Origin of the sequence: Aquimonas sp., assembly GCF_044377145.1 — a bacterium.
Classification (GTDB): Bacteria; Pseudomonadota; Gammaproteobacteria; order Xanthomonadales; family Xanthomonadaceae; genus Aquimonas.
Window position 1 is genome coordinate 179,193 of record NZ_JBILJQ010000001.1, and the last position, 25,913, is coordinate 205,105.

General features: G+C 63.6%; 30 protein-coding genes. 5 read left to right on the forward strand and 25 right to left on the reverse strand.

What is annotated here, in order from left to right; genetic code table 11:
• Positions 1-75 precede the first annotated feature (75 nt).
• From pheS to ACIQ7H_RS00755, 7 genes are all read right to left on the reverse strand, one after another.
• The gene (gene pheS / locus ACIQ7H_RS00725; protein WP_395787351.1) at positions 76-1,071 is read right to left on the reverse strand and encodes a phenylalanine--tRNA ligase subunit alpha; all 996 of its coding nucleotides are present in this window, start codon (positions 1,069-1,071) and stop codon (positions 76-78) included.
• Between the two features lie 172 nt (positions 1,072-1,243).
• Positions 1,244-1,603, reverse strand: a complete 360-nt coding sequence (gene rplT / locus ACIQ7H_RS00730) for a 50S ribosomal protein L20 (protein WP_395787353.1) — start codon at positions 1,601-1,603, stop codon at positions 1,244-1,246.
• A 15-nt stretch (positions 1,604-1,618) separates the two neighbouring features.
• Entirely contained in the window at positions 1,619-1,816 is a 198-nt protein-coding gene (gene rpmI, locus ACIQ7H_RS00735; RefSeq protein ID WP_395787355.1) for a 50S ribosomal protein L35, read from the reverse strand.
• Between the two features lie 446 nt (positions 1,817-2,262).
• Entirely contained in the window at positions 2,263-2,784 is a 522-nt protein-coding gene (infC, locus tag ACIQ7H_RS00740) for a translation initiation factor IF-3 (protein ID WP_395787516.1), read from the reverse strand.
• A 65-nt stretch (positions 2,785-2,849) separates the two neighbouring features.
• Positions 2,850-4,769, reverse strand: a complete 1,920-nt coding sequence (gene thrS, locus ACIQ7H_RS00745; RefSeq protein WP_395787357.1) for a threonine--tRNA ligase — start codon at positions 4,767-4,769, stop codon at positions 2,850-2,852.
• A 289-nt stretch (positions 4,770-5,058) separates the two neighbouring features.
• Positions 5,059-6,189: a PilT/PilU family type 4a pilus ATPase gene (locus ACIQ7H_RS00750; RefSeq protein ID WP_395787359.1), complete on the reverse strand. Its 1,131-nt coding sequence runs from the start codon at positions 6,187-6,189 to the stop codon at positions 5,059-5,061.
• Positions 6,190-6,349: 160 nt separating this feature from the next.
• On the reverse strand, positions 6,350-7,387 hold the full coding sequence (locus tag ACIQ7H_RS00755; protein ID WP_395787361.1) for a type IV pilus twitching motility protein PilT: 1,038 nt from the start codon (positions 7,385-7,387) through the stop codon (positions 6,350-6,352).
• Between the two features lie 157 nt (positions 7,388-7,544).
• Here ACIQ7H_RS00755 and ACIQ7H_RS00760 point away from each other — a divergent pair, with 157 nt between their 5' ends.
• The 5 genes from ACIQ7H_RS00760 (at position 7,545) to ACIQ7H_RS00780 (ending at position 10,979) form a co-directional block, all read left to right on the forward strand.
• Positions 7,545-8,246 (forward strand): YggS family pyridoxal phosphate-dependent enzyme, encoded by a 702-nt coding sequence (locus ACIQ7H_RS00760; RefSeq protein ID WP_395787518.1) that lies wholly within the window; start codon positions 7,545-7,547, stop codon positions 8,244-8,246.
• Between the two features lie 79 nt (positions 8,247-8,325).
• Complete coding sequence (gene proC / locus ACIQ7H_RS00765; protein WP_395787363.1) at positions 8,326-9,159, forward strand: pyrroline-5-carboxylate reductase; 834 nt, start codon at positions 8,326-8,328, stop codon at positions 9,157-9,159.
• A 49-nt stretch (positions 9,160-9,208) separates the two neighbouring features.
• The gene (locus ACIQ7H_RS00770) at positions 9,209-9,781 is read left to right on the forward strand and encodes a YggT family protein (RefSeq protein ID WP_395787365.1); all 573 of its coding nucleotides are present in this window, start codon (positions 9,209-9,211) and stop codon (positions 9,779-9,781) included.
• Between the two features lie 71 nt (positions 9,782-9,852).
• Positions 9,853-10,293 (forward strand): DUF4426 domain-containing protein, encoded by a 441-nt coding sequence (locus ACIQ7H_RS00775; RefSeq protein ID WP_395787367.1) that lies wholly within the window; start codon positions 9,853-9,855, stop codon positions 10,291-10,293.
• Positions 10,290-10,979 (forward strand): histidine phosphatase family protein, encoded by a 690-nt coding sequence (locus ACIQ7H_RS00780; RefSeq protein WP_395787369.1) that lies wholly within the window; start codon positions 10,290-10,292, stop codon positions 10,977-10,979. The genes ACIQ7H_RS00775 and ACIQ7H_RS00780 overlap by 4 nt, the downstream gene beginning before the upstream one ends.
• Positions 10,980-11,167: 188 nt before the next feature.
• Here ACIQ7H_RS00780 and ACIQ7H_RS00785 read toward each other — a convergent pair whose 3' ends face one another.
• The 18 genes from ACIQ7H_RS00785 to rplE all read right to left on the reverse strand — a co-directional run bounded on the left by ACIQ7H_RS00785 (position 11,168) and on the right by rplE (position 25,912).
• Positions 11,168-12,484, reverse strand: coding sequence for an amidohydrolase family protein (locus tag ACIQ7H_RS00785; RefSeq protein ID WP_395787371.1), 1,317 nt, complete (start codon positions 12,482-12,484; stop codon positions 11,168-11,170).
• Positions 12,474-15,563: an amidohydrolase family protein gene (locus ACIQ7H_RS00790; RefSeq protein WP_395787373.1), complete on the reverse strand. Its 3,090-nt coding sequence runs from the start codon at positions 15,561-15,563 to the stop codon at positions 12,474-12,476. Before ACIQ7H_RS00790 ends, ACIQ7H_RS00785 begins: the two co-directional genes overlap by 11 nt.
• A gap of 163 nt (positions 15,564-15,726) precedes the next feature.
• A complete protein-coding gene (locus ACIQ7H_RS00795) occupies positions 15,727-17,112 on the reverse strand; it encodes a class II 3-deoxy-7-phosphoheptulonate synthase (protein WP_395787375.1) in 1,386 nt (461 codons plus the stop codon).
• A 122-nt stretch (positions 17,113-17,234) separates the two neighbouring features.
• Complete coding sequence (locus ACIQ7H_RS00800) at positions 17,235-17,741, reverse strand: disulfide bond formation protein B (protein WP_395787377.1); 507 nt, start codon at positions 17,739-17,741, stop codon at positions 17,235-17,237.
• Positions 17,742-17,862: 121 nt separating this feature from the next.
• Positions 17,863-18,249, reverse strand: a complete 387-nt coding sequence (rplQ, locus tag ACIQ7H_RS00805) for a 50S ribosomal protein L17 (protein WP_395787378.1) — start codon at positions 18,247-18,249, stop codon at positions 17,863-17,865.
• Positions 18,250-18,400: 151 nt separating this feature from the next.
• On the reverse strand, positions 18,401-19,396 hold the full coding sequence (locus tag ACIQ7H_RS00810; RefSeq protein WP_395787380.1) for a DNA-directed RNA polymerase subunit alpha: 996 nt from the start codon (positions 19,394-19,396) through the stop codon (positions 18,401-18,403).
• An 18-nt stretch (positions 19,397-19,414) separates the two neighbouring features.
• Positions 19,415-20,041, reverse strand: coding sequence for a 30S ribosomal protein S4 (gene rpsD / locus ACIQ7H_RS00815; protein ID WP_395787382.1), 627 nt, complete (start codon positions 20,039-20,041; stop codon positions 19,415-19,417).
• A gap of 25 nt (positions 20,042-20,066) precedes the next feature.
• Entirely contained in the window at positions 20,067-20,459 is a 393-nt protein-coding gene (gene rpsK / locus ACIQ7H_RS00820) for a 30S ribosomal protein S11 (protein WP_298850931.1), read from the reverse strand.
• 9 nt (positions 20,460-20,468) lie between these two features.
• Complete coding sequence (gene rpsM / locus ACIQ7H_RS00825) at positions 20,469-20,825, reverse strand: 30S ribosomal protein S13 (protein WP_395787385.1); 357 nt, start codon at positions 20,823-20,825, stop codon at positions 20,469-20,471.
• A gap of 180 nt (positions 20,826-21,005) precedes the next feature.
• A complete protein-coding gene (gene secY, locus ACIQ7H_RS00830) occupies positions 21,006-22,361 on the reverse strand; it encodes a preprotein translocase subunit SecY (protein WP_395787387.1) in 1,356 nt (451 codons plus the stop codon).
• A 3-nt stretch (positions 22,362-22,364) separates the two neighbouring features.
• A complete protein-coding gene (gene rplO / locus ACIQ7H_RS00835) occupies positions 22,365-22,799 on the reverse strand; it encodes a 50S ribosomal protein L15 (protein WP_395787389.1) in 435 nt (144 codons plus the stop codon).
• Between the two features lie 21 nt (positions 22,800-22,820).
• Positions 22,821-23,009 (reverse strand): 50S ribosomal protein L30, encoded by a 189-nt coding sequence (rpmD, locus tag ACIQ7H_RS00840; protein ID WP_395787391.1) that lies wholly within the window; start codon positions 23,007-23,009, stop codon positions 22,821-22,823.
• Complete coding sequence (rpsE, locus tag ACIQ7H_RS00845; protein ID WP_395787393.1) at positions 23,002-23,508, reverse strand: 30S ribosomal protein S5; 507 nt, start codon at positions 23,506-23,508, stop codon at positions 23,002-23,004. The genes rpmD and rpsE overlap by 8 nt, the downstream gene beginning before the upstream one ends.
• A gap of 70 nt (positions 23,509-23,578) precedes the next feature.
• A complete protein-coding gene (gene rplR / locus ACIQ7H_RS00850) occupies positions 23,579-23,932 on the reverse strand; it encodes a 50S ribosomal protein L18 (protein WP_395787395.1) in 354 nt (117 codons plus the stop codon).
• A gap of 69 nt (positions 23,933-24,001) precedes the next feature.
• Positions 24,002-24,529: a 50S ribosomal protein L6 gene (rplF, locus tag ACIQ7H_RS00855; RefSeq protein ID WP_395787397.1), complete on the reverse strand. Its 528-nt coding sequence runs from the start codon at positions 24,527-24,529 to the stop codon at positions 24,002-24,004.
• A gap of 12 nt (positions 24,530-24,541) precedes the next feature.
• Positions 24,542-24,937 carry a 30S ribosomal protein S8 gene (gene rpsH / locus ACIQ7H_RS00860; protein WP_395787399.1) on the reverse strand — a complete coding sequence of 132 codons (396 nt, stop codon included), beginning with the start codon at positions 24,935-24,937 and terminating at the stop codon, positions 24,542-24,544.
• A 106-nt stretch (positions 24,938-25,043) separates the two neighbouring features.
• Complete coding sequence (gene rpsN, locus ACIQ7H_RS00865; protein WP_395787520.1) at positions 25,044-25,349, reverse strand: 30S ribosomal protein S14; 306 nt, start codon at positions 25,347-25,349, stop codon at positions 25,044-25,046.
• 20 nt (positions 25,350-25,369) lie between these two features.
• The gene (gene rplE, locus ACIQ7H_RS00870; RefSeq protein WP_395787401.1) at positions 25,370-25,912 is read right to left on the reverse strand and encodes a 50S ribosomal protein L5; all 543 of its coding nucleotides are present in this window, start codon (positions 25,910-25,912) and stop codon (positions 25,370-25,372) included.
• Position 25,913: the final 1 nt, after the last annotated feature.

Sequence of the window (25,913 nt, forward strand, 5' to 3'; positions counted from 1 at the left end):
GAAGGTTCGCCGAAGAGGTGCCGCCCGCGGGCAGCGCTTCAACGATTCCCCACTCCCGATTCCCCATTCCCGTCCTCAGGCAAACTGCCTGAGGAACCGCGTGTCATTCTCGAAAAAGCTGCGCAGGTCGTTGACACCGTAACGCAGCATCGCAAAGCGCTCGATACCGATGCCGAAGGCAAAGCCGGTGTAGCGCTCGGGGTCGATGCCGCAGCTGCGCAGCACGTTCGGATGCACCATGCCGCAGCCCAGCACTTCGAGCCAACGCTCGCTGCCGTCCTCGCGATCCCAGCGGATATCGACCTCAGCCGAGGGCTCGGTGAACGGGAAATAGCTCGGCCGGAAACGCATCGAAAAATCGCGCTCGAAAAACGCATCGACGAACTGCTTCAGCGTGCCCTTCAAATCAGCGAAGGTGCTGGTCTCGTCGATCAGCAGACCTTCCATCTGATGGAACATCGGCGAGTGGGTTTGATCGGAATCCGAACGGTAGACCTTGCCGATCGCGATCATCCGGAACGGCGGCTGGCGCTCGCGCATGTAGCGCACCTGCACCGGCGAGGTGTGGGTGCGCAGCAGCCGGCCGTCCGGGAAGTAGAAGGTGTCGTGCATGGCGCGCGCCGGGTGGTGCGGCGGAAAGTTCAGCGCCTCGAAGTTGTGCCAGTCGTCTTCGATCTCGGGGCCGTCGGCCAGCTCATAGCCCATCCGCGCGAAGATCCCGGCGATGCGCTCGGCGGCGCGGGTGACCGGATGCAGGCTGCCAGCCGATGCGGCGCGACCGGGCAGCGACACGTCCACCCGCTCGGAAGCGAGGCGTGCATCCAGTTCGGCTTGTTCGAGCGCGCCGCGGCGCAGGCCAATGGCCTCGGTAAGCGCCTGCTTGACGCGATTGACCTGCTCGCCATGCGCTTTGCGATCCTCGGGCGGCAGCCCGCCCAGCGCCTTCAACTGTTCGGTGATCAGGCCGGTCTTGCCCAACAGGCGCACGCGGATCGCTTCCAGCGCATCGATGCTGGCGGCGGCGTGGATCTCGTTCGCGGCGCTCTGCGCCAACGCGTCCAGGTCACTCATGGGGCCTCACTCTGGCTTTGGCAGGCAATGCGAGCCTGCCTGCAAGCAGCGCGGCGCAGTGGGCGCGCGCTACCGGAATGCTCAAAACGCATGTGGGGAAGAGCAAGCCCTTCCCCACATGTGATTCCGCACCGGCTCAAATGAGCCGGGCGGCGTGTCGTGTCACGCGTGCTCAGGCCGCCAGAGCGCCCTTCGCCTTCTCGGCCAGCGCGCCAAAGGCGGGCAGGTCGTGAACGGCGATATCCGCCAGCACCTTGCGGTCGAGGCTGATCGAGGCTTTCTTCAGGCCGTTCATCAGGCGGCTGTAGGACAGACCGAACATGCGGGCCGCCGCGTTGATGCGGACGATCCACAGTGCGCGGAACTGACGCTTGCGCTGCTTGCGGCCAATGTAGGCGTACTGGCCGGCCTTGGTAACGGCCTGCTTGGCAACGCGGAACACCTTGCGGCGGGCGTTGTAATAGCCCTTCGCGCGCGCGAGGACGGACTTGTGACGACGGCGGGCGGTGACGCCCTTTTTGACTCGTGCCATGGTTGCAGTGCTCCCTTACAAGTACGGCAGCATGCGCTGGACGCGGCCGGCGTCCTCCGCACGTACGTGGTTGGTGGCACGCAGACCGCGCTTACGCTTGGTCGACTTCTTGGTCAGGATGTGGCTCTTGAACGCGTGGCCGCACTTGAACTTGCCGGAAGCGGTCTTCCGGAAGCGCTTGGCTGCGGCCCGGTTGGTCTTCATCTTGGGCATGGTGGAACTCCTCGGATGCGGCGGATATCGCCGCGGTTTATGTCACCCGGAATGCGCGGCCTGCCGGCGAACCGACACAGCACTTGTGGAGCACATCCCGCGCTTGTGTCCGCAGGTCTGGGGCCGAAGGCCGCAGGCTGCGGTGATGCATCGGCCCGCCCGAGTCACCAATGGACCGTACGGGCGCCCGCCACAAAAACACCGCGGCGGGCAAAGCCACCAATCGTTCGCGAACGAAGACCAGCGATACGCCCTGCCTGCATCCTGCCGGCGGGGCTGTTGTCGACCGCCCCGCAAACGGGGCATTGCCTGCACCGGCGAATGCCGGTGCGCGTTCCAGTCCATCGGAACGGATCTAACCTTGCCTGCACCCTTAGGCCAAACCCTGACGAAACGAAGGCCCCGCTGACCGGGGCCTTTGTCGACGCAGCCAAGGCGGGACGGCGCTACTGCTTTTTCTTGGGCGCGATCATCATGATCATCTGGCGGCCTTCCAGACGCGGCCGTTGCTCGATCACCGCCTCATCGCCGAGGTCGGCTTCGATCTTGGCAGCCATCGCCAGACCGAGCTCCTGATGGGCCATTTCGCGGCCCTTGAACCGGATGTTGATCTTGACCTTGTCGCCTTCCTCAAGGAAGCGCCGGATGTTGCGCAGCTTGATGGCGTAGTCGCCGACATCGGTGGTGGGACGGAACTTCAGTTCCTTCAGTTCCACCTGCTTCTGCTTCTTCTTGGCGGCGCTCGCCTTCTTCTGCTGCTCAAAGCGGAACTTGCCGAAATCCATGATGCGGCAGACCGGCGGATCGACATTGGGCTGGATTTCGACCAAGTCGAGTTCCAGGTCCAGCGCCATGCGCAGGGCATCGTCACGGCTCAGAACGCCGACATTCTCGCCTTCGGCACCGATGACGCGCACGCGCGGCACCCGGATTTCGTGGTTCTTGCGGTTCAGCTTTTCAGTATTGATTCGCGTGTCTCCGTGCGGGTTCGCTGGGCCGAAACAACAGGCAAGCGCCTGATTCCTAGAGGAATTCAGGCTTTCGCCGTGTTACCCGGACCGTTCTCTGCGCGTAGCCGTTCGATCAGATCCGGCAGGCTAAAGCTGCCGAGGTCTTCCCCTGAACGCGTGCGCACTGCAACCAGTCCGTTCTCTTTCTCGCGGTCGCCCACGACAAACAGATACGGGATCTTCTGCAGGGTATGCTCGCGAATCTTATAACCGATCTTTTCGTTTCTCAAGTCGGCCTCTACGCGGAAGCCTTGCGCGACAAGGGTTTGGGTCACCTCGCGCACGTAGTCGGCTTGGGCGTCGGTGATGTTCATCACCACCGCCTGCACCGGCGCCAGCCACAGCGGGAACAGGCCGGCGTGATGCTCGATCAGGATGCCGATGAAGCGCTCCATCGAGCCGACGATGGCCCGGTGCAGCATCACCGGATGCCGGCGCGTGCTGGTTTCATCGACGTACTCCGCGCCGAGACGGCCCGGCATCATGAAGTCGACCTGCATGGTGCCGACCTGCCAACCGCGACCGATCGAGTCGCGCATGTGGTATTCGATCTTGGGGCCGTAGAAGGCGCCCTCACCCTGCAGCTCCTGCCATTCGACGCCGCAAGAACCGAGCGCCGCCCGCAACGCGTGCTCGGCCTTGTCCCAGGTCGCGTCGTCGCCGAGCCGCGAGTCCGGGCGCAGCGCGATCTTCAGCGAGATGTCGGTGAACCCGAAGTCGCGGTAGACCGCCATTGCCTGTTGGTGGAAGGCGGTGACCTCAGCCTCGATCTGATTCTCTGTACAGAAAATGTGGCCGTCGTCCTGGGTGAAGGCGCGTACCCGCATGATCCCGTGCAGGGCGCCGGAGGGCTCGTTGCGGTGGCAGCCGCCGAACTCGCCGTAGCGGATCGGCAGGTCGCGGTAGCTGTGCAAGCCGGAGTTGAAAATCTGCACATGGCCCGGGCAGTTCATGGGCTTCACCGCATAGGTCCGCTTCTCGGACTCGGTGAAGAACATGTTTTCCTTGTAGTTGTCCCAGTGGCCGGACTTCTTCCACAGGCTCACGTCCAGGATCTGCGGGCAGCGCACTTCCTGGTAGCCGGAATGTCGGTAGACGCCGCGCATGTGCTGCTCGACGGTCTGCCACAGGCTCCAGCCGCGCGGGTGCCAGAACACCATGCCCGGCGCTTCCTCCTGCTGATGGAACAGATGCAGCTGCTTGGCGATGCGGCGGTGGTCGCGCTTTTCGGCCTCTTCCAACTGGTGCAGATGAGCCTTGAGGTCCTTGTCGTTCAACCAGGACGTACCGTAGATGCGCGAAAGCATCTGGTTGTTGGAATCGCCGCGCCAGTAGGCGCCGGCCACCTTCATCAGCTTGAACGCGCGCAGCTTGTCGGTGCTCGGCACATGCGGGCCACGGCACAGGTCGGTGAACTCGCCCTGGGTGTACAGGGACAGGTCCTCAGCGGCCGGAATCGACTCGATGATCTCGGCCTTGAAGTGCTCGCCCAAGCCACGGAAAAAGGTGATCGCATCGTCGCGCGACTTGACCGTTCGGCTGACGGCCAGCTTCTCGGCGACGATCTTCTGCATCTCTTCTTCGATTTTCGGCAGGTCGTCCGGCGTGAACTGACGCTCGTAGGCGAAATCGTAGTAAAAGCCGTTGTCGATCACCGGGCCGATGGTGACCTGAGCGCCCGGGTACAGGCGCTGCACCGCCTGAGCCAGCAGATGCGCGGTGGAGTGGCGCAATACTTCAAGCGCGTCTGGATGCTTCTCGGTGACGATCTCAAGCGCGGCGTCGGCAGCGATCCGATGGCTGAGATCGACGAGACGACCGTCGACCTTGCCCGCCAGCGCGGCCTTGGCCAAACCGGCGCCAATACTGGCGGCGACTTCGCCGACTGTGACTGAGTTTTCGAAGTCCCGACGGCTGCCGTCAGGAAGGGTGATCTGGACCATGGCGGAACTCACTGGCTGATGGCAGACGACACGCGTCCGCTGGAACTGAAGGAATGCTGCAGGCAACAAAAAAGGGCGCAGGCGCCCTTGATTGCGGGTGCACGCGCAGGTCAGGTTTCAGTCGCTGGTAGTAGACATGTCGCACGCTCGGCCGGCGTTTCCGCCCGGCCACCTCGTTGACGAACGCCCCACACGGGGCTGGATGACTTGGATGCTGTTTCGCAGCGAGCGCAAAACTAGACCCGCCCGGCCTGTGCTGTCAACGCGGGCCGGGCGAGTGCACGCTTGATCAGCGCGACTCGATAAGCTCGACGCCGTCCATACCCTGGGCCAGCGAATGAACATCGCCACCCTGAGCCAGCTTGATCTTCAAGCGCACTTCGTTGGTCGAGTCGGCGTGGCGCAGTGCGTCCTCGTAGGAGATCTCGCCGGCTTGATAGAGCTCGAACAGGGCCTGGTCGAAGGTGCGCATGCCCAGATTGGTCGACTCCTTCATCACTTCCTTCAGCTTGTGGATCTCGCCGTCGCGGATGTAGTCCTGGATCAGCGGAGTGCCGAGCAGAATCTCCAGCGCCACGCGCCGCCCCTTGCCGTCCGGCGTCGGGATCAGCTGCTGCGCCACCACGCCCTTCAGGTTCAGCGACAGATCCATCAGCAGCTGATTGCGGCGGTCGTCCGGGAAGAAGTTGATGATGCGGTCCATCGCCTGGTTGGCGTTGTTCGCATGCAGGGTGCACAGCACCAGATGGCCGGTTTCGGCAAAGGCGATCGCGTGGTCCATGCCTTCGCGGGTACGCACCTCGCCAATCATGATCACGTCCGGCGCCTGGCGGAGGGTGTTCTTCAACGCGGCTTCCCAAGTGTCGGTGTCAATGCCGACCTCGCGCTGGGTGATGATGCAGCCTTCGTGCTTGTGCACGTACTCGATCGGGTCCTCGATGGTGATGATGTGGCCCGAGGAATTCTGGTTGCGGTAGCCGATCATCGCCGCCAGCGTGGTCGATTTGCCGGTGCCAGTGGCGCCGACCATGATCACGATGCCGCGCTTGGTCATCGCCAGGGTCTTGATGACCGGCGGCAGATTCAGCTCATCGCAGGTCGGGATGCGCGTTTCGATCCGGCGCAGCACCATACCGACCTGGTTGCGCTGATAGAAGCAGCTGACGCGAAACCGCCCCACGCCGGACACGCCGATCGCGAAGTTGCACTCGTGGGTTTTCTCGAACTCCTCGCGCTGGTTCGGCGTCATCACATTCAGCACCAGATCGCGGCTTTGCTGCGGCGTCAGCGGCGTCTGCGTGATCGGCTGCAGGCGCCCGTGGACCTTGATGGTCGGCGGCATGCCGGACGTGATGAACAGGTCCGAGGCCTTCTTGTGGGCCATCAGCTTGAGATAGCTGGTGAAATCGATCGTGCTCATGGCGGGCTCCTTCGGAGCGGGATTCGGGATTGGGGATTCGGGATGGAACGACCGCTGGCGCGGCGGCTGGGACTCTCAGTGCTTCGGGCGGAGACGGAATCGGAACACAGCCACAAGGGAGCTCTCCCAATCCCGAATCCCCGATCCCAAATCCCGGCTCTCAGTCAAACAACCGCTTGTCCTTCGCGTAGTCGCGTGCCGACTGGCGCGTGACCAGGCCACGCTTGACCAGATCCTGCAAGCACTGGTCGAGGGTCTGCATGCCGACGTTCTGGCCGGTCTGGATCGACGAGTACATCTGCGCGACCTTGTCCTCGCGGATCAGGTTACGGATGGCCGGCACCGCGACCATGATTTCATGCGCGGCGACGCGACCGCCGCCGACCTTCTTCAGCAGCGACTGCGAGATCACCGCGCGGAGGCTTTCGGACAGCATCGAGCGCACCATCGGCTTTTCGCCGGCGGGGAACACGTCGATGATGCGGTCGATGGTCTTGGCGGCCGAACTGGTATGCAGGGTGCCAAACACCAGATGGCCGGTTTCGGCGGCGGTCAGCGCCAACCGGATGGTCTCGAGATCACGCAACTCGCCGACCAGGATGTAATCGGGGTCTTCGCGCAGCGCCGAGCGCAGGGCCTCGTTGAAGCCGTGGGTGTCGCGATGCACTTCGCGCTGGTTGATCAGGCATTTGTTCGAGGTGTGCACGAACTCGATCGGATCCTCGACCGTCAGAATGTGCCCGTACTCGTTCTTGTTGACGTGATCGACCATCGCCGCCAGCGTGGTCGACTTGCCCGAGCCGGTCGGGCCGGTCACCAGGATCAAACCCTGCGGCACTTCGATCAGCTCGCGGAAGATCTTCGGCGCGTTCAGATCCTCCAGCGTCAGCACTTCCGACGGGATGGTCCGGAACACCGCACCGGCACCTCGATTCTGGTTGAACGCATTGACGCGGAAGCGCGCGAGGCCCGGAATCTCGAACGAGAAGTCGACCTCGTAGAACTCTTCGTAATCGCGCCGCTGCTTGTCCGACATGATGTCGTAGATGAGTGCGTGCACCTGCTTGTGGTCGAGCGCCGGGATGTTGATCCGGCGGACATCGCCATCGACCCGGATCATCGGCGGCAGCCCGGCAGACAGATGCAGGTCCGAGGCCTTGTTCTTGACCGAAAACGCCAACAGCTCTGCGATATCCATGAGTCCCGCGTCCCCTGCAATCAAATCCGAACGACCGGCGCGCCTGAAGTCCCAGGAGCGCATCCGGCTAGACTAGCCGCTTGGTGCTGCACCCGGCCCGGCGGTCGGGAGCGCGGGCGCAGACACATCGAGTATATCCTTGAAGAACACCATGGCGATGCCAGCTCCGACCCAGTTCGAGACCGCTCTTGCCGAGCGACTGCAGGCCCTGCAGCAGCGCGTCCGCGCCGCCGCCGCAGGACGTGAGGTCCAATTGCTCGCCGTCAGCAAGACCCAGCCGGCCGAGGCGGTGAGTGTATTGGCCGCAGTGGGTCAGACCGCCTTCGGCGAAAACTACGTGCAGGAGGCTCAGGACAAGATCCAGGCGCTCGCAGGCACACCGCTTTGTTGGCATCTGATCGGCCACCTGCAGTCGAACAAGTGCACCGTAGCGGCGCAGTTGTTCGACTGCATACAGGGCGTCGACCGCGCCAAACTGCTGCCCCTGCTGGACGCAGGCCGCCAGGCCAGCGGGCGCGGGCCGCTCGACATACTGCTGCAGGTCAACATCGACGATGAAGCCAGCAAGTCCGGCTGCGCGCCCTCCGCCCTGCCTGCGCTCGCCGAAGCAGCCGCCAACTTCAGCCAGCTGCGTCTGCGCGGAATCATGAGCATTCCTTCGCCCGACCCCGACATGGCGCGACGCCAGCGCAGCTTTGCTGCATTGCGCAGCGTGTTCGAGCGCCTGCGCGCGGAGCACCCCCAGATTGACACCCTGTCGATGGGCATGAGCGAGGACTTCGAGCTGGCGATTCGCGAGGGCGCCACCCTGGTTCGAGTTGGCAGTGCCCTGTTCGGACCGCGCGCTGTGGCGAACTGAGCATCGGGATTGGCGCATCGCGCGAAATGATCCGCGCGCAGGCCGCTATCCTGTCGTCCCGACCTGGATTTCGTCCCGCATGCCCACTTCCGACGCTGCACTTGCGACTCCCGGCCTGACTGCCTTCATCGGCGGCGGCAATATGGCGCGTTCGCTGATCGCCGGTCTGCGCCGACAGGGCCGGCCCGGCGACAGCCTCGTCGTCGTCGAGCCTGTCGAAGCCCAGCGGGCCGCATTGACCGCCGAGTTCGGGGTGCAGGCCTTCGCCGACGCTGCGGAAATCGCCGCCAGCGCAGATTTGCTGGTGCTCGCGGTCAAACCGCAGTTGATGGAGCCGGTCTGTCGAGCGCTGGCGCGGAATCTCAAGACCGACGCACTACTGATCTCGATCGCCGCAGGCATTCCCTGCGCCCATCTCAGTGAATGGTTGGGTACGCCCTGCATCGTTCGATCGATGCCGAACACGCCAGCCCTGCTCGGCGCCGGAGCCACCGGGCTGTATGCGCCGCCCACCGTCACCGCCGAACAGCGGCTGGCGGCCGAAGCGGTGCTGCGCAGTGCCGGGGTCACCGTCTGGATCGAAGACGAGAACCTTATGGATGTAGTCACCGCACTATCGGGCAGCGGCCCGGCCTACTTCTTCCTGCTGGTTGAAGCCCTGGTCAGCGCCGCTGTCACCCAGGGCCTGCCGCGCGAGGCTGCGGAAACCCTGGCCCGACACACCGCACTCGGCGCCGCGCGCATGCTGGTCGAAGGAGGTGAGGACGCCGCCGAACTGCGCCGACGGGTGACGTCGCCCGGCGGCACCACCCATGCCGCGGTCAGCCGCTTCCAGGCCGATGGTTTCGAAGCCGGTGTCGCTGCGGCCGTCGATGCTGCGGTTCGCCGCGGCCGTGCGCTTGCCGGCGCCTGAGCCCGCCCCCACTACCGTTGTTGACGCAGCAGCCCCCGGAAAACGACCCATGAGCTATTTCGCCCAAGCCGGCATTCTTCTGATCGAAGTGATCATGGGCATGCTGGCCGCCCTGTTCGTGCTGCGAGTCGCCTTGCCGCTGGCGCGCGCGAACTTCTACAACCCGATCTGCCAGTTCGTGTATCGAGCCACCCACGCGGTGGTGTCGCCGCTGCGGCAGGTATTGCGGCCGATCGGGCGATTCGAGACCGCCGCCGCCCTGGTCGCCTGGCTGATCGTGATGGTGAAAGTCTGGCTGGTGTTCCTGCTGCAGGGCATCACGCTGGGTCTGGCGGCATCGCTGGTGCTGGGCCTCGCCGGCGCGATCGCGCTGATCATCGATATCGCCTTCATCCTGATCATCGTCCGGGCGATTCTGAGCTTCGTGAATCCATCGGGGCACAACCCCGCCCTGCCGCTGATTGCCCAACTGACCGAGCCGATGCTTGCGCCGGTTCGTCGACGGATGCCCGCGCTCGGCGGCTTCGATCTGTCACCGATGGTGGTGATCCTGCTGCTGCTGTTGGCGCGAGTGCTGGTGGTTGCGCCGATTTTTGATCTGGGCCTGTCGCTGGCGCGCTGACGCCACCTGCATGTGCGAGCGCTATGCTTGAGCATCCAGGCCCGCCGATGGGCCGCTGCCCGGTAGCCGCCATGTTCAACAATCGCTTCCTGCACGCCCTGCTGACGATGCTGCTGCTGACCGGCAGCGTATTGGCCCAGAACAGCACCACCCGCGGCCCGTACACGGTTCACTACAACGCGCTGCCGACCACCCTGCTATCGCCCGAGGTCGCTCGCAACAGCGGCATCACGCGCTCGGCCAGTCGCGGCCTGCTCAACATCGCGGTGCTGCGCGATGCCGACGGCACTCAGGTGGCCACGATCGCGCGCGTCGACGCGGCCGCCACCAACCCCGCCGGCCAGCGGCAGAGCCTGCGCATGCGGGAAGTGCGCGAAGGTGAAGCCATCTACTATCTCGGTGAACCGCGCATCAGCAGCACTGACGAGCAGCTGGACTTCGAGGTCACCGTCACCCCAGCCGGCAGTGCCGAACCGATCGTGATCCGCTTCACCCAGAGCTTCCATCCTTGAGCCTGATTGCGATCCGCCACGGCCAGGCCTCTTACGGAGCGGCTGACTACGACCAGTTGTCGGACACCGGCTACGAGCAGTCTCGCCGTCTGGGCCGCTGGCTGGCCCAGCACGCTCCGCCGCCGGCTCGGGTGGTGGTCGGGGCGATGCGACGGCATCGGCAAACCTGGGAAGCCTTGAGCGAAGGCTACGCGTCGGCGGGGATTGAACTGCCGGCGACCGAAACCGATGCTGACCTCAACGAGTTCGATCATCGCGCCGTGATCGATGGCTACGCGCGCGGCCAGCCCGACGACGCGGCCATGTTCAAGGTGCCCGCCGACGGCTCGCGGCCCGACCCGCGCACCGTGCTGCGCGGTCTGCTGGCGGCCTTGAACGCATGGACGCAAGACGGCGTGGACGGCGTACCCGAGCGGTGGTCTGAGTTCCAGGCCCGCACCCACGCCGCCGCGCAACGTCTGCATTCGAATGCAGGCACGGTGCTCGCGGTGACCTCGGGCGGGGTGATCTCGCAGTTCGCGCAGGCGGCGCTCGAAACCAGCAATGCCCGCGCGATCGAGCTCAATCTGAGCCTGCGCAACAGCGCCATCTGCGAGTTCCATCCGGGTTCGGACAGCCTGCGCCTCGGCAGCTGGAACACGCTGCCGCACCTGGCTGAGGCGCGGGAGCTTTGGACGTATTTCTGAGGGGCCGGGAATCGGGCGTCGAGAATCGAGAATCGTTTGGAAGCAAGCCCGCAGCGACACCGCGGAACGGCTAGCGCGGCCACTGTGGCTATCAAGTACAAGTCGCTCGAAATCGTTCGCGCGTGTTGCTGCCTACGCTTCTAACGATTCCCGATTCCCGATTCCCGATTCCCCATTCCCAGGGAGCGCTAGCGCCCTCGATACTTCTCATACAGCCGCGTGTGCCGGCTTGAAAGATCGACCTCGCGCCCGCTGATCCAGGCACGTTCGACGTGAGTGCGCGCTTCCAGCGGATCGCCATCGGCGATCACCAGGGTGGCGAGCTTGCCGGCCTCGATCGAGCCCACGCGATCCGCAACGCCCAGAATCTCGGCGGGTGACAGGGTGATCGCGCGCAGAGCGTCTTCAAAGCTCAGGCCATAGGCAACGGCGCTGGCCGCTTGGTACGGCAGGTTGCGCAGATTGGAGGTATCAAACCCATCGCCGGGCGTGGCGATCGCAAAACGCACGCCGGCCGTCTTGAGTTTGGCTGCCTGCGCATAGATCACATCGACCGGATCGAACCGACGCAGTGGAAGCACGTGGGTGCCGCCGAGGATGACCGGCACATCCATGGCGCGCAGGCGATCGACCAGACGCCAGGCCTCGGCGCCGCCCACCAGCACAACGCGGAGTTTGAACTCGGCGGCAAAATCCAGCGCTTGGCCGATGGCCTGGGCGTCCTCCGCGTGCATGAACACCGGCTGCTGGCGCTGCAGCGCGGGCTGCATCGCCGCCAGTCGCAGGTCAGGCGTTGCGATCGCGGATGCCGCAGCCGCCGCGCCGTAGGTGCGCGCCTGCTCGAAGGCGCGGCGCAGACCGCTCAGCTTCTCGGTTACCGCCTTCTTCGCCGCCTCGGCCACCTCGGCCGGCAGCCAGGGCTCCGTCTCATCGATGGGCCACACGACGTGCAGGCCAACCGGCGCATGCAGGGTCAGGTCCTCCCAGGTCCAGCCGTCCAGCTCGATCAGCGCCGAGGTGCCGGTGATAACGCTACTGGCGCTGGCCTGCGGGGCCGTCAAGGCCAGCAGCACGCCATTGGCGCGCGCCACCGGAATGAGCTCGCTCTCCGCATTGACGGCTACTTCAGCCCGCACATTGGCTGCATTGAGGCCCACCTCGGCGACATCGACGGTGGCGCGCACCGCGCCGATCTCGGTCAGCCCGAGCACGCTGTGGGCAGCGATCAAGCCCGGGTAAACCTGCTTGCCGCTGGCATCGATACGCTCGGCGCCGGCCAGCGAAACTTCATTTCCGCCGACCGCGACGATGCGCTCTCCCTCGATGCGCACCCGCCCATTCGAGATGGCCGGGCCGCTGACGGTGTGCACTGTGCCGCCATCAATCACGAAGGTTTGGGTCGCAGGGCGCGCCGGTGGTCCGGGCTGGGCGAAGGTGATGCCGCAGAGCACACTCAGCGCCGCGGAGAGGACTGCCCGGGTGTGCAGCGCAGGCTTAGTGGACATGGTCGTTGATCCCGCAGCTGTTGAGGTCGGCGCCGTCGTGATAGAGCCCGCGCAGCGCGCCAAAGTGCGATAACCACTGGCGATCGCCCTGGATCAACCGAAGCAAGGCCGGGTCCACCGACGGCGCAGGCGCTTCCGCGTCAGGCTTCGACGCCTCGCTAGCGCGGCGGTCGCTGGCCGCCAGAGCCAACAGGCGCTCGCGTTCGGCAAGCAGCTGCGCTTGCAGCTGCTGGTCTTCACTGCGGTCGAAGTAGCGCCGGCCATCAATCCAGGTGGTTTCCGCACGCGCGTAGTTCGACAGCGGGTGCGCTGACCAAAGCACCAGGTCGGCATCCATGCCCGGCTTGATCGCGCCGACCCGATCGCTGATCCCAAGCTGGATGGCCGGGTTCAGGGTCACCAGCTTCCAAGACTCCTCATCGCTGAGGCCGCCGTGGCGCAGCGCCTTGGCGGCTTCCATGTTGAGCCGCCGCGCCATCTCGTCACTGTCCGAATTGAACGAGGTGATCACGCCCGCGCGGGTCATCAGCGCACCGTTGTGTGGAATCCCGTCGGCGACTTCCATCTTGAAGCCCCACCAGTCGGCGAAAGTCGACGCGCCGGCGCCAATCTCGGCCATCTCGCGCGCCACCTTGTAACCTTCCAGAACGTGCTGGAAGCTCGCGACCTTGAAGCCGAACTCCTGCGACAGGCGCACGAACATCAGGATCTCGTCCTGTCGATACGAGTGGATGTGCACGCGGCGGTCGCCGCGCAGGATGTCCACCAGGGCTTCGAGGCGAAGGTCGCGACGTACGGGCTCGCTCTTCTCCAATGCCTGCTGATACGCGCGCGCGGCGATAAAGTGGTCGCGGATGATCTGCTCGACGCCCATCCGCGTCTGCGGATAGCGGGTGGTGAAACCCTCGCCCCAGCCGCTCTGCTTGACGTTCTCGCCGAGGGCGAATTTGATCCCGGTCGGCGCACCGGCGAACACCAGGCCGGCCGCATCGGCGCCCCAGCGGAGTTTGATCACCGCGTTCTGGCCGCCCATCGGGTTGGCCGAGCCATGCAGCAAGTTCGCGCTGGTCACACCGCCGGCCAGCTGGCGATAGATGTTGATGTCGGTAGGGTCGAGCACGTCGCCCACGCGAACCTCGGTGGTCACTGCATGCGAGGGTTCGTTGACGTTGCGGGCGATGGCCGTGTGCGAATGCGCATCGACGATGCCGGGGGTCAGATGACGCCCGGCCGCTTCGACGACCTGCGCTCCGCGTCCGGGTGCCAGGTCGCGACCGATCTCGGCGATGCGGCCGGAACGCACCCGCACATCGGCGCCTTCGAGCACACCGGCGGCATCGTTGGTCCACACCGTGGCGCCGCGGATCAGCAGCTCGGCGGCCGCCTCCGGCTTCGTCACGCGCGCGTACTCACCGGCCGGATAGCCGGCGAACGCCGGAATCGCAGCGCGGGCATCGGCGGCAGGTTTGGCCTCATCAACGACGGAAGCGCCGGTCGATGGCGAACGCTCGGCGCTGAATCCGTGGCGCCGACCGTCGGCGGTCTCGACGAAACCCTCGACGACATTGTTCTCAGCCAACGCGAACTCGACCCGCGCAGCGCCGGTGGGCCATGCGCTCGGCGCAGTCTCGGGCAGGCCGACCCAGCGGCCGTCCTGCTGCTTCAGCTTGAGCGACCAGTCGCCGATCTTGAGCTCGCGACTGTCGCCGCTGCCGGCAAGCGTCCACGACTCGCTGCGCGCATCGGCATGCCAGCGCACGGCCAACCCAGCACCGAGCTCACGCGCCTGCAGGGGTTTCAACTGATGACGCTCGCCCTCGACCCAGACTTCGTACAGCTGGGCCGAATCCTCGCGAAACAGGTTCTCATCAGCCACCAGCAGATTCGCGAGCTGCCCGGGCGCAATCCGACCCAGCTGGTTCGACGCTCCCAGCAGCGACGCAGGTGAAGTCGTCAAGGCGCGCAGTGCAGCCTGTTCCGACAGACCCGCGGCCACGGCGCGCCGCACGGCTGGCCAGAACTGCTTGGCGGGTTCCTTCATGCCGCGCGTGGACAGCGCGAACTTCAGCCCGGCAGCCTCCACGCGAGCCGGGTTGGCCGGCGCCTGTTCCCAGTGTTGCAGCTCCGCCAATGAGGTCTGCAGGGCGATGCCGGGCCGCTCCACCGCCGGGGCCTCCGGAAAGTTCAGTGGCAGCACCATCGGCAGCGCATAGCTGCGCAGCTGCGGCAGCAGGCGATACTCGTGGCCGGTGCCGACCAGCACCGCATTCAGTTCGAACTCGCGCTGGATCGAAGCGAATCGCCCGGCATCGAGTTCGTCGTCCATCAGCATGAACACGGGCTGGCGTCCGCTCATCACGGGCGCCAGCGCGGCCAGGCTCTGGTTCAACTGCGCACGCTGAGCGGCGTCTGCGGAAGCGACCGCATACCACCGCGCGTCCAGAAGCGACTGTCTGATCAGGGCAATGCTGCCCATCAGCGAGCCGGGATACTCCTGGCCAAACATGAAGTCGAACCCGAACACCTGCGAGACATCACTGGAGATCAGCGCATCGCGCCGCGGACCGCTGTCGACCAAGCTCAGCAATGCGCCCTGCCCCGCCAGCACGCCAGCCTGCGGCGCACTATGAACCGCCGCGAAGCCCAGCTCGCGCAAGGGTTTGGCATCGGCCGGCTTGTAGTCCAGCACGCGAGCCGCCTGGCGCTCGGGCTGTGCGCGGCGATTCCAATGCGGCGTGCCGGCCAGCTCGGCCTGCTGATCGTGCGGCGGCTGCTGGCTCGGGCTAGCGGGCTTGATTCCGCCACGGTGATGGTCATTGGGCAAACCCAGGGTGCTGATCGATTCGACGAACCCGGCGAAGATCGTGGCGCCCGCGAGGTCGCGACGTTGAACACCGTCGGGAACCCGCACCATCGGCCCGACGGCGACGATGCGGCCGTCTTGAATCAACACGGTGGCATTGTTGACCACCTGGCCCGGTTCGGTGACGACACGGGCGTTGATCAGGGCGACCTGGCGCAGTGGCCGCTCAGCGACTCCCTCGGACGGCAGCGTGCGCTGCTGGGCAACTGCTGGCATTGCCGCGAACACGGCAGCCAGCACCAAAATTGCGCAGGCGCTTCGCCGAGCGCGACTGGAATCCATGCATTTCCCCAACGGACCGCCCTGTGTCAGGGCCAGCGGCACGGTAGAACGGCCGGGGCCGCCAACTAACCGCCAGAAGTCACGTTGAGTCGAGCCGCTACACCGGCAGCGCCTGCACCCCGCGCTTGCGCACGATCAGCAGGGCCAGCTCGAGCGATTGCTCATAGTTCAGGCGTGGATCAACCGTAGAGCGATAGGCACGCTCGAGGTCGATATCTGTCAGGTCGCGCGCGCCGCCGGTGCACTCGGTGACGTTCTCGCCGGTCAGCTCAAGGTGCACTCCGCCAAGCCGAGTGCCGGCTGCAGCATGCAGATCGAACGCCTGTTCCAGCTCACCGCGAACGTTCTCGAAGCGACGCGTCTTGAATCCATTGCTCGTGGATTCGGTATTGCCGTGCATCGGGTCAGCAACCCACAGTACCTTCCGACCCTCGCGGCGCACCGCATCCAAATGCTGCGGAAGTTCGGCGGCGATCTTGCCGGCGCCCATTCGGTGGATGAAGGTCAAACGCCCCGGCTCGTTGTCGGGATTCAAAGTGTCGACCAGACGCAGCAGCGCATCAGGCTTTACCCCCGGACCCACCTTGACCGCGACCGGGTTACGGATGCCGCGCATGTACTCCGCGTGCGCACCGTCCAGAGCGGCGGTGCGCATGCCGATCCAGGGGTAGTGGGTCGACAGGTTGAACCAACCCCAGTTGCGGGGCACCTCACGGGTCAGCCCCTCCTCGTAGTCGAGCAGCAGGGCTTCATGCGAGGTGTAGAAGTCGACGCGACGCACACCCTGCGAGTGCTCGCCGGACAAGGTTTCCATGAATCGCACACCGTCACCGATGGCACGCACCATCCGGTGGTATTCCTCGGCCAGCGGCGAGTGGCTGACCCAACCCAGGTCCCAGTACTCCGGGTGGTGCAGATCGGCAAAGCCACCGTCGATCAGCGCACGTACGAAGTTCATGGTCAACGCCGAGCGCGAGTGCGCTTCAATCAGCCTGCGAGGATCAGGACGACGCGCCTCAGGCGTGAACGCGGGCGAGTTGATGATGTCGCCGCGGTAGCTGGGCAGCTCGACTCCATCCTTGACCTCGGTGTCGGCCGAGCGAGGCTTGGCGTACTGACCCGCAAAGCGACCGACGCGAATCACCGGCATGCGCAGACCGTAGACAAGCACCACACTCATCTGCAGCAACACCTTCAGCCGGTTGGAGATCAGTCCGGATTCGCAGTCCGAAAAGCTCTCCGCGCAGTCGCCTCCTTGCAGCAGAAATCGCTGTCCATCTTGAGCCTCCGCCAGCTGCCGCTTAAGCGCGAGGATCTCCAGCGAGGTCACCAGTGGCGGCAGCCTGCGCAGGTCTGCCAGCGCATCGGCATGAGCCTGCGCATCCGGATAGCGCGGCTGCTGCAGGGCCGGACGCGCACGCCAGCTGGTAGGGCTCCAATCAAGCGGGAGGTTGACGGCTTCGAGGGGGCGCTCGTATGACATAGGGAACTCCGGGGGCGTGCTGCAACGCATCAGGATCATGCCACAGGAGGTTTGGCGCGCGGCCGGCGCTTCGGACCAGATCCAAACAGTCACACCGCCATGGCGCGCCACTTCAACGGGACTCAGCCGCGGCGACGCAGTCCGGCCCAGCCTGCGCCGATCCCCAGGGCGATGAAGAACAACAGCGTCCACACCGGCATCGACAGCCCAGCAAACGCCCAATCGACTTTGGCGCAATCGCCTGAACCCGTGAACACCTTGGAGACCACCTGCTGCAGTGGGAATGACTCCAGCATGTAGCTGAGCTCCATGCCGCCGCAGGAGGGCACCTCGTCGGCAGGAAGATGCTGCATGCGGACATGCCATGCTGCGATTCCGGCACCTGCTGACGACCCGAGCATCACGAGTGCCGTGGCGAAGACCCGGGCCCAAGCGGGCCGCGGACCAACAACCGCCCCCAAAAGAAAGAACAGCCCCATGACGACGAACGCGATGCGCTGCAGGATGCAAAGAGGGCAAGGCAGCATCAGCATCCCGTGCTCCACGTAGAGAGCGAAACCAAGCAAGCCGGCGCAGACCAGGAATCCGGTGAAGAACTGCGCCCGATAGCTCCACGAAAAAGGATTCATCACTCGGCCTCGATGTGGTGACAGGTGGCGCATTGACCCGCCGCGAGCGTCAGGGTTCAAGGCGCAGAAAACAAAAACCCCGGCCGAAGCCAGGGTTTCTGAGAATACTTGCAGCAGCCGACTACTCGGCAGCGGCTTCGACAACGCCGTCCGGACGATCAACCAGCTCGACGTAGGCCATCGGCGCGCTGTCGCCTGCACGGAAACCGCACTTCAGGATGCGCAAATAACCGCCGGGACGCTCGCGGTAGCGCGGGCCGATCTCGACAAACAACTTGCCCACCGCGACCTTGTCGCGCAGGCGCGAGAATGCGAGGCGACGATTGGCGACGCTGTCGATCTTGCCCAGCGTGATGAGCGGCTCGGCGAACCGACGAAGTTCTTTCGCCTTGGGAAGCGTGGTGCGAATCAGCTCGTGCTTGAGCAACGAAGCGGACATGTTGCGGAACATTGCTTCGCGATGCGAGCTGTTCCGGTTGAGCTTGCGGCCCGATTTCTGGTGGCGCATTGGAAAGGTTCCTGATCAATAGTAGAGCTGTTGAATTTCGCTGTCGCCATCCAGGCGTTGCAACAATGGACTGCGGCTGGTCCGAAACGGCCATCCTTGGCCGCGGCTGCCGCGGACCTTCAGGTCCGTCAGCAAGTATGGAAAGCTTCGATCAGCCGAGCATGCCCTGCTGAAGGCCGGCCGGGGGCCAGTTCTCCAGCTTCATGCCGAGCGACAGGCCACGCTGGGCCAGCACTTCCTTGATCTCGGTAAGAGACTTCTTGCCGAGATTCGGCGTTTTCAGCAACTCGACCTCGGTGCGCTGGATCAGATCACCGATGTAGTAGATGTTCTCGGCCTTGAGGCAATTCGCCGAACGCACGGTCAGCTCAAGATCGTCGATCGGACGCAGCAGCACAGGATCAACACCGGTAGCAGTCTGCTTGGCCGCACCGCGATCACGCTGGGTGAAGTCGCCGAACACCGACAGCTGATCGGTGAGGATGTCAGCGGCTGTCCGCACGGCTTCCTCAGCGTCGATGGTGCCGTTGGTTTCGATATCCAGAACCAGCTTGTCGAGGTTGGTCCGCTGCTCAACGCGCGCGCTCTCGACCGCAAACGCAACCCGGCGAACCGGCGAGAACGAGGCGTCCAGCATCAGTCGACCGATCGCCCTCGACTCTTCGTCGGGACGACGACGGGAAGACGCCGGCTGGTAGCCAAGTCCGCGCTCGACCTTCAGACGCATGCTGAAAGCAACGTCCTTGGTCAGATGGCAGATCACGTGCTCGGGATTGACGATCTCTACGTTGTGATCGGTGCGGATGTCACCGGCCAGAACAACGCCGGCGCCCTGCTTGCTGAGCGTGACCGTCGCCTGATCGACGTTGTGCATGCGCAACGCAACATCCTTCAGGTTCAGCAGGATTTCCAGCACGTCTTCCTGGATGCCCTCAACCGTAGTGTATTCGTGCAGGACACCGTCGATCTCAACCTCGGTCACGGCAAAGCCGGGGATCGAGGAGAGCAACACGCGACGCAGCGCATTGCCGAGAGTGTGGCCATAGCCACGCTCAAGCGGCTCAACGACAACCTTGGCGCGATTGTGCGAGATGCGTTCAATGCCGATGCCGCGCGGACGCAGCACCTGGGTGGCGGAAACGGACATTCGGCGATTCTCCGTGGATTACTTCGAGTAGAGCTCGACGATCAGGTTCTCGTTGATATCCGAGGGCAGATCCGAACGCTCTGGCACGGCTTTGAACACACCGCTGAACTTTTTGCTGTCAACGTCGATCCAGTTCGGGACAAGGTCCATCTGCTGGGCGAGATTGGAGGCTTCCTGCACGCGCAGCTGACGCTGGGCGCGCTCGGTGAGCGCAATGGCGTCACCGGGCTTGACCTGGAACGAAGCCAGATTGACCGACTTGCCATTGACCAGCACACCGCAGTGACTGACCAGCTGACGGGCCTGCGGACGCGTCACCGCAAAACCCATGCGGTAGACCACGTTGTCCAGGCGCGACTCCAGGATCTGCAGCAGGTTCTCGCCGGTGTTGCCACGACGGGTCGAAGCCTTGCGGTAAACATTGCGGAACTGACGTTCAAGCAGGCCGTAAATGCGCTTGACCTTCTGCTTCTCGCGGAGCTGCACCGCGTAGTCAGACAGGCGACCCTTGCGGGCGGCGCCGTGCTGGCCAGGCTTCTGCTCCAGCTTGCACTTCGAATCCAGCGCACGCGCCGGGCTCTTAAGACTGAGATCTGCACCCTCGCGACGAGCGAGCTTGCAGGTGGGGCCGATGTAACGTGCCATGATCTGTAACTCCTGGAGCCGTGCGTCAGACGCGGCGCTTTTTCGGCGGGCGACAGCCGTTATGCGGGATCGGCGTGACGTCGATGATGTTGGTGACCTTGTAGCCGACCGCGTTCAGCGAACGCACGGCGGACTCGCGACCCGGACCCGGGCCCTTGATGCGAACTTCAAGGGTCTTCAGGCCGTACTCCAGAGCCACTCGCCCCGCTTTCTCAGCAGCGACCTGTGCGGCGAACGGAGTGGACTTTCGCGAACCACGGAAACCAGCACCACCGGAGGTGGCCCAGCTCAGGGCGTTACCCTGGCGGTCAGTGATCGTGATGATCGTGTTGTTGAAGGACGCCTGGACATGGGCGATGCCGTCAGTAACGACGCGGCGGATCTTCTTCTTTCCCTTGGCGGGAGCCTGCTTGCTCATGACCGATCCTTACTTCTTCATCTGCTTGCGCGGACCCTTGCGGGTGCGGGCGTTGGTGCGGGTACGCTGACCGCGCATCGGCAGGCCACGGCGATGACGCAGACCGCGGTAGCAGCCCAGGTCCATCAGACGCTTGATGCTGATACCGACTTCGCGGCGAAGATCACCTTCGACCACGAACTTGCCAACCTCCGAACGGAGGCGGTCAACTTCGGACTCGGAGAGATCCTTGATCTTGGTGCTCGGGGTGACCCCGGCAGTCGCACAGATCTTTTTCGACCGCGTACGGCCGATTCCAAAAATACTCTGAAGACCCACCCAGACATGCTTCTGGACGGGAAGGTTGACACCTGCGATGCGCGCCATGAGGCGATCTCCAACAAGGTATTGCGCGGTGAATCGGAAAGTATACGTTGGCTTCGAGGACAAATAAAGTCCCAGGGTGCCAATACCACGGCACCCCTGAAACGGCACGGGGAGATGGTGCCCGTGCTCCGGCGTTGTCTACTCCTGCCTCAGGCTTCGAAGCCCCAAGCTGGCCGTCAACTACCCGCGCGAGAAGCCGGCGCGCGGGCCGCCCTTCAGATTGGCTTTCTTCAGCAGGCTATCGTACTGATGGGACATCAGGTGAGCCTGGATCTGGGCCATGAAATCCATGACGACAACAACCACGATCAGCAGCGATGTACCGCCGAAGAAGAACGGAACTGACCAGCCGAGGCGCAGGATCTCAGGCAGCAGGCAAACCGCCACCAAGTAGATTGAACCGGCGAGCGTCAGACGCGTCAACACTGCATCAACATAGTCCGCTGTTGCCTTACCCGGGCGGATGCCCGGAATCAGCGCCCCAGACTTCTTCAAGTTCTCGGCGGTCTCCTCAGAATTGAAGACCAACGCGGTGTAGAAGAAGGCGAAGCCCATGATCAGCGCGCCGTAGAGCACGAGATACAGCGGCTCACCAGGAGACAGAGCCGCCGAGAGATCCACCAACCAGCCGATACCGCCCGCATCACCAAACCAAGTAGCAGCCGTGCCCGGGAACAGAATCAGGCTAGAGGCAAAGATCGCTGGAATCACGCCCGCCATGTTCAGCTTCAACGGCAGATGAGAACTCTGATTCATGTAGGCCTGACGGCCGCCCTGACGACGCGCATAGTTCACCGTGATCCGCCGCTGTCCGCGTTCGACAAACACCACGAAGGCAGTAACCGCAAGAACCAAGGCAAACAGGACGATCACAGTCAGCGGGTGCATGGAACCCTCGCTGACCTGAGTCAGTGTGGAGATAACAGCTCCCGGCAGCCCCGCAACGATACCGGCGAAAATGATCAAAGAGATACCGTTGCCGATACCTCGCTCGGTCACCTGCTCACCCAACCACATCAGGAACAATGTGCCGGCGGTCAACGCGATCACAGCGGTAAACACGAACCCGGGACCGGGGTTAAAGACGACCGATCCGACCGAACTGCTTTGACCTTGTAGGGCCATCGCGATGCCGAAGGCTTGAAACACCGCCAACAGCACTGTTCCAATTCGGGTGTACTGAGTGATCTTGCGACGTCCGCTCTCGCCTTCCTTACGCAGCTGCTGGAGCGAGGGGAAGATCTGCGAAGACAGCTGCACGATGATCGACGCTGAGATGTAGGGCATCACGTTCAAAGCAAATACGCTCAGTCGCTCGAGCGCACCACCAGAAAACATGTTGAACATCTGTACCACGCCGCCCTGATCCTGCATCAGGGCGACCATGGCGTCAGGATTGACGCCAGGGACTGGCACGAACGTGCCGAACCTGTAGATGATCAGCGCGCCGAGCACGAACAGCAGGCGCTGACGCAGTTCAGTCAGCCGCCCCAGAGCAGCCAGGGAACTTGCACCCGCGATGTTCGACTGGGCCACGGTTTACTCCACCGATCCGCCGGCAGCCTCAATGGCTGCCTTGGCACCAGCGGTGGCGGTGAGGCCACGCACTACGATCTTCCTGTCCAACTCGCCCTTCTTGACGATCTTGGCGGTGCGAGCGCGCGAGGACACCAGATTGGCGGCCTGCAGCGCGGGGAAATCGATCACGTCGCCGGCAATCAGAGCGAGCTGGTACAGGAACACCTGACCAACATCGTCCTTCATCTTTGATCGAAAGCCGACCTTCGGCAGGCGGCGCTGAAGCGGCATCTGACCGCCTTCAAAACCTGCCTTAACCTTACCCTTGCCGGCGCGCGCGAACTGCCCCTTATGACCGCGGCCGCAGGTCTTACCGAGGCCGGAGCCGATCCCGCGACCGACGCGAACGCGATCCTTGCGGGCGCCATCAGCGGGCGAAAGTGTATTGAGACGCATGGTGTTCTCCAAGGTTTCCGCTTACTGCTCGACGCGGACCAGGTAATAGACAGTGTTGATGAGGCCGCGCACGCTCGGGGAATCCTTGAGCACGCGAACATCATTCAACTTGCGCAGGCCAAGCGCCTTGACCGACAAGCGGTGACGCGCCTGCGTGCCACGCAGACCTTTGACCAAGCGGACCGTAACGGTCTTCACTTCATCAGCCATGGGTGATCTCCTCGACCTTCTTGCCGCGCTTGGCAGCGATCTTTGAAGGCGAATGCATCGCCTGCAGACCCTTGATGGTTGCGCGAACCAGGTTGATCGGGTTGCGCGATCCAACGGCCTTGGCGAGAATATTCTTCACCCCAGCAGCTTCGAGAACAGCGCGCATTGCCCCGCCCGCGATCACGCCCGTACCTTCCGACGCAGGCTGCATGTAGACGCGGGCTGCACCGTGGTTGGCCTTGATCGGGTACCAGACGGTTCCCGAGTTCAGCTCGACGCTGACCATTGCCTTGCGTGCGTACTCCATCGACTTCTGGATCGCGACCGGCACTTCCCGCGCCTTGCCGTAACCGAAGCCGACACGGCCAGCGCCATCTCCCACCACAGTCAACGCGGTGAAGGTGAACTGCCTGCCGCCCTTGACGGTCTTGGAGACGCGATTGACAGCAACCAGCTTCTCCAGCATGCCGTCGCTGTTGTCGCGATCGTTCGTGCTCATTGGTATCTCTCGATGATTACGGCACTAGGGCCGCTTGTTGTTGTGGTGCCACACCCCACCAAAGCGGGGATCAGAACTTCAGGCCACCCTCACGCGCCGCATCGGCCAAGGCCTTGATGCGACCGTGGTAGCGGAAGCCCGAGCGGTCAAAGGCGACCGCCTCGATACCTGCAGCCAAAGCACGCTTGGCAATCACCGACCCAACGCGCGAAGCCGCGTCCTTGTTCTTCAGTCCTGTCAGGCCCTCGCGGACCTCCGACTCAAGTGTCGAGGCGAACGCCAACACCTTGGAACCATCGGCCGTGAAGAGCTGCGCGTAGATATGCTGGCCGGTGCGGGAAACAGACAAACGAGCAGCGCCGAGCTCGCGGATGTGCGAGCGCGTGGTCTTGGCGCGGCGGAGACGAGCAATTTTCTTTTCCATGGTTTTTTCCTTGAAGGCGGAAGGCGGAGGGCAGCGAGGCCAGAGGCCGTCGCTGCAAGCGGAACCGCGTTAGGCCTTCTTCGCTTCCTTCATCACGATCTTCTCGCCCGAATAACGCACACCCTTGCCCTTGTAAGGCTCCGGCGGGCGGAAGGCGCGAATCTTGGCTGCGACCTGACCTACGGCCTGCTTGTCAGCACCACGAATCAGGATCTCGGTCTGGGTCGGGGTCTCGATGGTGATCCCTTCCGGCGCACTGAACACGACCGGGTGGGAAAATCCAAGACTGAGATTGAGATCGCGACCAGCAACAGATGCGCGATAGCCGACGCCGACCAGCTCGAGCTTCCGCGAGTAGCCGTCGGAAACGCCGGTTGCCATATTGGCTAGGATCGCACGTACCGTGCCGGCCATGGCGATGAGATCGTCATTCGCCGGGGCGACGCGCAACTCACCGGACTCGACAACAACATCCACACCTGCAGGCTTGATGAGCGACAGCGAGCCTTTCGGGCCCTTGACGAGGAAGCTGCTGGCATCCTGGGAAAATTCGACGCCCTTGGGCAACGGAATGGGCTTCTTGGCAACGCGAGACATTGGAAACTCCTATCAGGCCACCAGACCCAGGACTTCGCCACCCAAACCCTCAGACCGGGCTTGGGAGTCGGTCATGACGCCCTTGGAAGTTGAAATGATGGCCACGCCGAGACCGCCAAGAACGCGGGGCAGTGCAGCCTTGCCGCGATACTGACGCAGGCCGGAGCGGGAAAAACGCTCGAGCTTCTCGATGACCGGCTTGCCCAGGTAATACTTCAGGGCGATTTCGAGGACAGGTTTGCTGGCATGCGGGATCACCTGCACATCGGCAAGATACCCCTCGCTCTTCAAAAGATTGGCGATGGCGACCTTGAGATTCGAGGACGGCATCTGGACGGTCTTCTTGCCAACAGCCGCCGCATTTCGAATGCGGACGAACATGTCGGCGATGGGATCAGTCATGCTCATTGATGGACACCTTTGAGTAGCACCGATATCCGCTTTCGCGAACGGCATTTTTTAGTTGGACGCCCGGCCTTCGGGGGCTCGGGCGGTATAGCGGAAGCCGCTTAGTCTACCAGCTTGCCTTGCGAAGGCCAGGCACATCGCCACGCATCGTCGCTTCACGCAGCTTGTTGCGGCCCAAGCCGAACTTGCTGTAGACGCCACGAGGGCGACCAGTGAGCGCGCAGCGATTGCGCTGGCGGCAGGGCGACGCATCGCGCGGCAGTTTCTGCAGCTTCACCTGCGCAGCAGCCTTGTCCTCGTAGGAAGACTTTGGGCTGGCGATGATCGCCTTGTACTCGGCGCGGCGCGCAGCGTACTTATCAGCAATCTTGGCCCGCTTGATCTCGCGGTTGACCATGGAGGTCTTGGCCATTGGATAGATTCCTTCGAGAATCAGTTGCGGAACGGGAAACGAAAGCACTCGAGCAACGCTTTGGCTTCGGCGTCGGTCTTGGCGGTGGTGGTGATGGCGATATCCATACCGCGGATCGCGTCGACCTGGTCGAAATCGATCTCGGGGAAGATGATCTGTTCCTTCACACCCATATTGTAGTTGCCGCGACCGTCAAACGAACGACCGGACACACCGCGGAAGTCACGAACGCGCGGGAGCGAGATGCTGATGAAACGGTCGAGAAACTCGAACATCTTGGCCCGGCGCAGGGTGACCTTGCAGCCGATCGGCCAACCATCGCGAATCTTGAAGCTGGCGACAGACACGCGAGCCTTCGTCGTCACTGGCCTCTGACCAGACACCTTTGCCATTTCAGCGACGGCATTTTCCAGAATCTTCTTGTTGCCTACGGCTTCGCCCACGCCCATGTTCAACGTGATCTTGCTTAGACGCGGAACCTGCATCACGTTCTGGTAACCAAAACGCTCCATCAGCTTAGGGACGACTTCGTCCTTGTAAAACTTTTCGAGACGGGTACTCATC

Excerpts from the sequence above, each read along its gene's own strand:
- pheS (WP_395787351.1), bottom strand. The coding sequence starts at position 1,071 with ATGAGTGACCTGGACGCGTTGGCGCAGAGCGCCGCGAACGAGATCCAC.
- rplT (WP_395787353.1), bottom strand. The coding sequence starts at position 1,603 with ATGGCACGAGTCAAAAAGGGCGTCACCGCCCGCCGTCGTCACAAGTCC.
- rpmI (WP_395787355.1), bottom strand. The coding sequence starts at position 1,816 with ATGCCCAAGATGAAGACCAACCGGGCCGCAGCCAAGCGCTTCCGGAAG.
- thrS (WP_395787357.1), bottom strand. The coding sequence starts at position 4,769 with ATGGTCCAGATCACCCTTCCTGACGGCAGCCGTCGGGACTTCGAAAAC.
- ACIQ7H_RS00750 (WP_395787359.1), bottom strand. The coding sequence starts at position 6,189 with ATGAGCACGATCGATTTCACCAGCTATCTCAAGCTGATGGCCCACAAG.
- ACIQ7H_RS00755 (WP_395787361.1), bottom strand. The coding sequence starts at position 7,387 with ATGGATATCGCAGAGCTGTTGGCGTTTTCGGTCAAGAACAAGGCCTCG.
- ACIQ7H_RS00760 (WP_395787518.1), top strand. The coding sequence starts at position 7,545 with ATGCCAGCTCCGACCCAGTTCGAGACCGCTCTTGCCGAGCGACTGCAG.
- proC (WP_395787363.1), top strand. The coding sequence starts at position 8,326 with ATGCCCACTTCCGACGCTGCACTTGCGACTCCCGGCCTGACTGCCTTC.
- ACIQ7H_RS00770 (WP_395787365.1), top strand. The coding sequence starts at position 9,209 with ATGAGCTATTTCGCCCAAGCCGGCATTCTTCTGATCGAAGTGATCATG.
- ACIQ7H_RS00775 (WP_395787367.1), top strand. The coding sequence starts at position 9,853 with ATGTTCAACAATCGCTTCCTGCACGCCCTGCTGACGATGCTGCTGCTG.
- ACIQ7H_RS00785 (WP_395787371.1), bottom strand. The coding sequence starts at position 12,484 with ATGTCCACTAAGCCTGCGCTGCACACCCGGGCAGTCCTCTCCGCGGCG.
- ACIQ7H_RS00790 (WP_395787373.1), bottom strand. The coding sequence starts at position 15,563 with ATGCCAGCAGTTGCCCAGCAGCGCACGCTGCCGTCCGAGGGAGTCGCT.
- ACIQ7H_RS00795 (WP_395787375.1), bottom strand. The coding sequence starts at position 17,112 with ATGTCATACGAGCGCCCCCTCGAAGCCGTCAACCTCCCGCTTGATTGG.
- ACIQ7H_RS00800 (WP_395787377.1), bottom strand. The coding sequence starts at position 17,741 with ATGAATCCTTTTTCGTGGAGCTATCGGGCGCAGTTCTTCACCGGATTC.
- rplQ (WP_395787378.1), bottom strand. The coding sequence starts at position 18,249 with ATGCGCCACCAGAAATCGGGCCGCAAGCTCAACCGGAACAGCTCGCAT.
- ACIQ7H_RS00810 (WP_395787380.1), bottom strand. The coding sequence starts at position 19,396 with ATGTCCGTTTCCGCCACCCAGGTGCTGCGTCCGCGCGGCATCGGCATT.
- rpsD (WP_395787382.1), bottom strand. The coding sequence starts at position 20,041 with ATGGCACGTTACATCGGCCCCACCTGCAAGCTCGCTCGTCGCGAGGGT.
- rpsK (WP_298850931.1), bottom strand. The coding sequence starts at position 20,459 with ATGAGCAAGCAGGCTCCCGCCAAGGGAAAGAAGAAGATCCGCCGCGTC.
- rpsM (WP_395787385.1), bottom strand. The coding sequence starts at position 20,825 with ATGGCGCGCATCGCAGGTGTCAACCTTCCCGTCCAGAAGCATGTCTGG.
- rplO (WP_395787389.1), bottom strand. The coding sequence starts at position 22,799 with ATGCGTCTCAATACACTTTCGCCCGCTGATGGCGCCCGCAAGGATCGC.
- rpmD (WP_395787391.1), bottom strand. The coding sequence starts at position 23,009 with ATGGCTGATGAAGTGAAGACCGTTACGGTCCGCTTGGTCAAAGGTCTG.
- rpsE (WP_395787393.1), bottom strand. The coding sequence starts at position 23,508 with ATGAGCACGAACGATCGCGACAACAGCGACGGCATGCTGGAGAAGCTG.
- rplR (WP_395787395.1), bottom strand. The coding sequence starts at position 23,932 with ATGGAAAAGAAAATTGCTCGTCTCCGCCGCGCCAAGACCACGCGCTCG.
- rplF (WP_395787397.1), bottom strand. The coding sequence starts at position 24,529 with ATGTCTCGCGTTGCCAAGAAGCCCATTCCGTTGCCCAAGGGCGTCGAA.
- rpsH (WP_395787399.1), bottom strand. The coding sequence starts at position 24,937 with ATGAGCATGACTGATCCCATCGCCGACATGTTCGTCCGCATTCGAAAT.
- rpsN (WP_395787520.1), bottom strand. The coding sequence starts at position 25,349 with ATGGCCAAGACCTCCATGGTCAACCGCGAGATCAAGCGGGCCAAGATT.
- rplE (WP_395787401.1), bottom strand. The coding sequence starts at position 25,912 with ATGAGTACCCGTCTCGAAAAGTTTTACAAGGACGAAGTCGTCCCTAAG.